The sequence below is a fragment of the Lacrimispora brassicae genome, assembly GCF_054772055.1.
In genome coordinates this window covers 1-526 of sequence record NZ_BRYH01000011.1, presented here as the reverse complement: position 1 = coordinate 526, position 526 = coordinate 1, and the positions used below count along the sequence as shown (strand labels likewise).

1 rRNA gene is annotated in these 526 nt (G+C 48.7%); it reads right to left on the bottom strand.

Annotated elements, in window-relative coordinates:
* Positions 1-526: ribosomal RNA gene (locus tag ACYVD3_RS07840) — 23S ribosomal RNA — on the bottom strand; the annotation flags it as partial.

The window sequence follows — 526 nt, the reverse complement described above, 5'->3', positions numbered from 1 at the left end:
ATGCTTGCCCCGGTCTTTTCATTCCCGGGTTCTTCCTCGGTTCTGTGTCCCCACAGTTCTGATGATATGCGGTACAGGAATTTCAACCTGTTGTCCATCGACTACGTCTTTCGACCTCGCCTTAGGCCCCGACTTACCCAGAGCAGATCAGCTTTACTCTGGAAACCTTAGATATTCGGCCTGGAGGATTCTCACCTCCATCTCGCTACTCATTCCGGCATTCTCTCTTCTTAACACTCCACATCTCCTTACGGTAATGCTTCTGTGCGTTAAGAATGCTCCTCTACCAATGTGTATAAATACACATTCCACAGCTTCGGTGTCGTGTTTTAGCCCCGGACATTTTCGGCGCAAGACCTCTCGACTAGTGAGCTATTACGCACTCTTTGAATGTGTGGCTGCTTCTAAGCCAACATCCTAGTTGTCTCTGAAATCTCACATCCTTTTCCACTTAACACGCACTTTGGGACCTTAGCTGGTGGTCTGGGCTCTTTCCCTTTTGACTGCCCAACTTATCTCGTGCAGT